The sequence below is a fragment of the Mesorhizobium sp. M7A.F.Ca.CA.002.04.1.1 genome (assembly GCF_004022805.1).
Classification (GTDB): Bacteria; Pseudomonadota; Alphaproteobacteria; order Rhizobiales; family Rhizobiaceae; genus Mesorhizobium; species Mesorhizobium ciceri.
Genome location: NZ_RZPL01000522.1, coordinates 1 through 4208, shown reverse-complemented (window position 1 = coordinate 4208; position 4208 = coordinate 1). Strand labels below are relative to the sequence as shown.

Sequence of the window (4208 nt, the reverse complement as noted above, 5' to 3'; positions counted from 1 at the left end):
ATGATGACTCGCACGCTGGCGCTGAACCACGCGGCAGAAATATCCGCGCAAACTGTGTCTGCCCCGGAACCATCGCCAGCCGTTGGCCGAGGCCGGCGTCGCCTTCGCCCGGGGAGAAGCGGCACAGGTCGAGCGCCGGACGAAGATCATCGCTGCGCATCCGATGGGCCGAATGGGGTTGCCGTCCGAGGTGGCGACAGCTGTCGGCTATCTGCTGGACGATGCGGCGGGCTTCACCATCGGCGCCGCGCTTACGGTCGACGGAGGCAGCCTTGCCTAAGCTCCGGTCAGAAACACTGTCGTCGTCACCGGCGCGGCGCGCGGGATCGGTGCCGCAACAGCGGCGTGGCTTGGCTCGGAAGAGGCGTGGGTGTTGCTAGTGGATGTTCTGGATAAAGTGCACGACACAGCTGCGGGCCTTGGCCAGACGGCGCTCGTCTGCGATCTGGCCATGCCCGACGCCGCAGGGCGGGTTCTGGCCGCCTTGGATGCCGCAAGGATCGAGACGCTCGACGTCCTCGTGAACAATGCCGGCATTGGCGGTTCGAAGTCGCTCGCCGATACTGACGATGCCTTTTGTTCCCGCTGATCGATATCAACTTGCGTGCAGTCATCAGCCTGACCCGCGAGTTGCGGCCGCGGATGCGCCAGCCGGGCGGGCGGATCATTAATGTCAGCTCGATCCTCGGGCTTACGGGCTATCCCGGAACGGTAGGCTATTCGGTGGCCAAGGCCGGGATCGCGTATCTCACGCTCCAGCAGGCCGGCGAGCAGGGCCTGTAGGGTATAACCGTGAATGCGGTGGCGCCCGGCGTGGTCCCCACCGACATGACTCGAGCGCTGCACGTACGCAGCTACCAACGCCTGATGGTCGCGCCAATCCGCTCGAGCGCGTCTCCTCGCCGGAGGAGCAGGCGGCGGTGATCGCCTTCCTGCTTCGGACGACGCGTTCTACGTCTCGGGCGCAGTGATCCCCGTCGACGGCGGCTCCCGCCTGTCACAGTAGAGAAGAATAGCGCAATTTAAGCCTATACACAGGATGGCCCTGCAATTCCCGGATGCAGACCGACTCTGCCGGTAACCGGTTCCGGTGGTCGATCCTGTTAGCGGCGCCATTACCCGGCGCACATTTGATCGCGGTGGTGGGCAAGTTGAATTTACCCTTCGCGCGCTTCCCAGCGATCAATATGGCAGTGTCGTACTGCTCGGTCATTGTCGCAACGGTCGCGTTCAGCGTCGGCGCGAACCACAGCGCCTTGGCCACACCAGGTTGTAGCAGACGGATCGCCTCAGTGACCCGCCGAAGAAGCTGAGGCCGTCAATCCAGTCGGGCAGCTTTTGAGTCAGAGTTGGCAAAGGCTGCTCGAACTGAACGACTGTTGAGGAAAGCCTTTGCAGGCGCGGCGGGCGCGAGCACCGCGGGGAGCCGCAAAAAGGCACGCGGAGAGCTCTGCTGAGGCTGCAGTCAACTCAGCGTCCTTGGGAGCATATTGAAGTAGTATTTGCCCATCTCTCCCTGTTATGGCGATTTGAGAAGCAAAAAGCCCGTTCAGCGTTTAGCTTGGAGAATGTGCCCACTGCACTGCTCGCCCGCGAATCACCGATATTATGCAGATTTAGGAGCTCGACGCCGATCTCCTGCATTTGTTGGCGAGGATTGCTGGAAGAGTACCCATTCAATGCACTAAAATCCTGGAGTGGTCTGATCCTCATATTGTAAGTGTAGGCTGGCCTGATGCGGCTGGTTCCAAGTCTTCACAAAGGTTCCAACTACGCCTCCTCCCAAGGCGCATCGGCCCGGCAGCGAGTTCAATCTCCTGCCGGGCGTTGTAACTATTTGCGCACATTGGCCGATTCGGACCTTCAACGGGTTGGGCGGCTGCTGGCTGTCGGAGCAATGTAAAACTGGCTCATAGGCAAGAGTTAGATTGATGAGCAGTCTTGCGGACCAAGTCGCCGATCCAAATTCGCCAGGAGCATTTGCGCCCCTCAGAAATCCGAGCTTTCGTTCAATCTGGTTCGCCACGCAGGTCAGCTCGCTCGGCTGGTTGATGCAGACTGTTGCCATCAGCTGGCTGATGGCTACGATTTCGACTTCCGATCTGATGGTCGCGCTGGTTCAGGCTTCTTCAAACCTGCCAGCGTTCATCTTATCCGTCTTCGCCGGGGCCTTGGCTGATAATTTCAGCCGGCGCCGGGTCATGTTCGCCGGCCGGTGCCTTATGGTATTGGCATCTGCGATGCTGACGGCTTTTGTGGTGCTGGGCTTTGTCGATCCGTGGATGATCCTCGGCTTCAGCTTCTTGATCGCATGCGGCGGCGCTCTCCACGATCCAGCCTGGCAGGCCTCGGTTGGCGATATGGTGAACCGACGCGACGTTCCCGCCGCCGTCACGCTCCTCTCCGTTGGCTTCAACACTGTTCGGACCGTAGGCCCGGCGCTCGGTGGCATAGTAGTTGCCTCTTTTGGGCTGATGACGGCTTTCGCCGTAACCAGTCTTACCTATCTGGTCCCTTTGGTAACCATATGGCGCTGCAAGTGGATGGTTCGCTCATCACCTCTCCCACGTGAGTCGATGAGGACGGCGATCTATGACGGGCTACGCTTCACGGCGATGTCGTCGGAGATTAAGACGGCGATCACTCGCGGAACCCTCTTTGGTCTGGCGAGCATCGCCATTCTCGCGCTGCTGCCGCTGGTTGTCCGCGACCAGCTGGGAGGCGGACCGCTCGCCTATGGCACGCTCATGGCCGGATTCGGGACAGGCGCCGTCTTCGCCGGCATCTCGAACAGCGTGTTCAGACGGAGCTTGTCACAAGAGCGGCTGATGACGCTCGCATGCGTCGCCTGCGCGGCATGCTCCCTTTCGCTTGCGCTGACTTCTTCGATTGCAGTGGCGGCAATTGCACTCGCCATGGGTGGCGCGGGCTGGGTCACCGCCTGGTCCGGGGTCGGCGTGACCGTGCAACTGGCAAGCCCGCGCTGGGTCGTGGGGCGCACCATCTCGATTTACTATGCATTGATCGATGGCGGCATCGCAGCGGGCAGTTGGGTGTGGGGCACGGTGGCCCAGAACCATTCACTGACCTTGGCACTGGAGGGCTCCGCTGGAGCCCTTCTGCTGGTCGCCGCCACGGGCCTCCTGTTTCCCCTTCGCGAGCGCCGCGAATCCGATCCAGATGCTTTGGAGGACTTCGACGCACCGGCAGTCGCCCTCAATCTCAAGCCAAGAAGCGGTCCCATCGTGGTCAAAGTCGAGTACCTAGTGCCCGAGGAAAATCGCGAAGCATTCCTGGAACTCATGCGGGCGCGCCGGCATGTGCACAGTCGCGTCGGCGCTCGTCATTGGACTCTCCAGCGCAACCTTCAGGAGCCTATGCAATGGATAGAGACATTCCGCACGCCGACCTGGACCGACTACCTTCGCCTGAACCATCGTCTCACGGAAGCAGACAAGGAATTGGGTAAACAAGTGCTGAAATTGCATGCAGGACAGCTTCCGCCTAAAATCATGCTTTTTATCGAGCGACCAACAAGCTCGGCCCTAAAGTCCGATGAATCAGCACGTTATTTTCTCCGACACTGACTCTTCGAGGTTAACCCCTTGTATCTGCACGCAGAGGACTTTGTGCGATGGAAGCGACTGAGCCTCGAACCGGATGGCCATCCGGTTCGAAGCAAGGCGAAGTCGCCCGACACCCCTCCGGCCACAACCGTGGGTGAGCCTGGGATCTTCGCCTTCGTCACGTACGACCGAATAGTCGCTTGGCTCCAATCGCACGCACAAGGCAGGTTACCGTGAACAAGACTATCTGTGGAGTGGATGTTTCGAAAGACTGGCTCGATACCCATGTCGTGCCGAGCGGAGCGGCGGGCCGCTTTCGCAACGATGCGGCAGGCATAGCCGAGCTTGCTGCCTGGTGTTAGGTCAATGGTGTCGAGCTCGTCGTCATGGAGGCCAGTGGCGGCTACGAACGGCTTCCCTTCCTGCTGTCGTGGGAGTTGGGAGTAGCCTGCGGCATGGCCAATGCGAGGAGCGTACGCTGATTCGCCGAGGCGATGGGCTTCCTGGAGAAGACCGACAGGATCGACGCCGCCGTCATCGCCCGCTATAGCGAGGTCAAACGGCTGCAGCCGACGCTGCCGCCGAGCGCGGCCCAGCAGCGGCTCAAGGCGCTGGTCGCCCGGCTTTCCCAGGTAACCGCCG

3 protein-coding genes and 3 pseudogenes are annotated in these 4208 nt (G+C 60.9%); 5 read left to right on the top strand and 1 reads right to left on the bottom strand.

Annotated elements, in window-relative coordinates; genetic code table 11:
* Window positions 1-82 precede the first annotated feature (82 nt).
* From ENZ75_RS23260 to ENZ75_RS35650, 3 genes and pseudogenes are all read left to right on the top strand, one after another.
* Window positions 83-280 (top strand): SDR family oxidoreductase, encoded by a 198-nt coding sequence (locus ENZ75_RS23260; protein WP_063169323.1) that lies wholly within the window; start codon window positions 83-85, stop codon window positions 278-280.
* 27 nt (window positions 281-307) lie between these two features.
* Window positions 308-589, top strand: a pseudogene (locus tag ENZ75_RS35655) (SDR family NAD(P)-dependent oxidoreductase); the annotation flags it as partial.
* Window positions 577-783 (top strand): SDR family oxidoreductase, encoded by a 207-nt coding sequence (locus tag ENZ75_RS35650; protein ID WP_199489648.1) that lies wholly within the window; start codon window positions 577-579, stop codon window positions 781-783. The pseudogene ENZ75_RS35655 and the gene ENZ75_RS35650, both read left to right, overlap by 13 nt.
* 400 nt (window positions 784-1183) lie before the next feature.
* Here ENZ75_RS35650 and ENZ75_RS35265 read toward each other — a convergent pair.
* Window positions 1184-1350, bottom strand: a pseudogene (locus tag ENZ75_RS35265) (IS21 family transposase); the annotation flags it as partial.
* A 581-nt stretch (window positions 1351-1931) separates the two neighbouring features.
* Here ENZ75_RS35265 and ENZ75_RS23245 point away from each other — a divergent pair.
* Together ENZ75_RS23245 and ENZ75_RS35260 are read left to right on the top strand one after the other, a co-directional pair.
* Window positions 1932-3587 carry an MFS transporter gene (locus tag ENZ75_RS23245; protein WP_063169321.1) on the top strand — a complete coding sequence of 552 codons (1656 nt, stop codon included), beginning with the start codon at window positions 1932-1934 and terminating at the stop codon, window positions 3585-3587.
* Between the two features lie 269 nt (window positions 3588-3856).
* Window positions 3857-4208: pseudogene (locus ENZ75_RS35260) on the top strand (transposase); the annotation flags it as partial.

Bases quoted from the DNA above. Each gene is read 5' to 3' on its own strand.
- ENZ75_RS23245 (WP_063169321.1), top strand. From the start codon at position 1,932: ATGAGCAGTCTTGCGGACCAAGTCGCCGATCCAAATTCGCCAGGAGCA.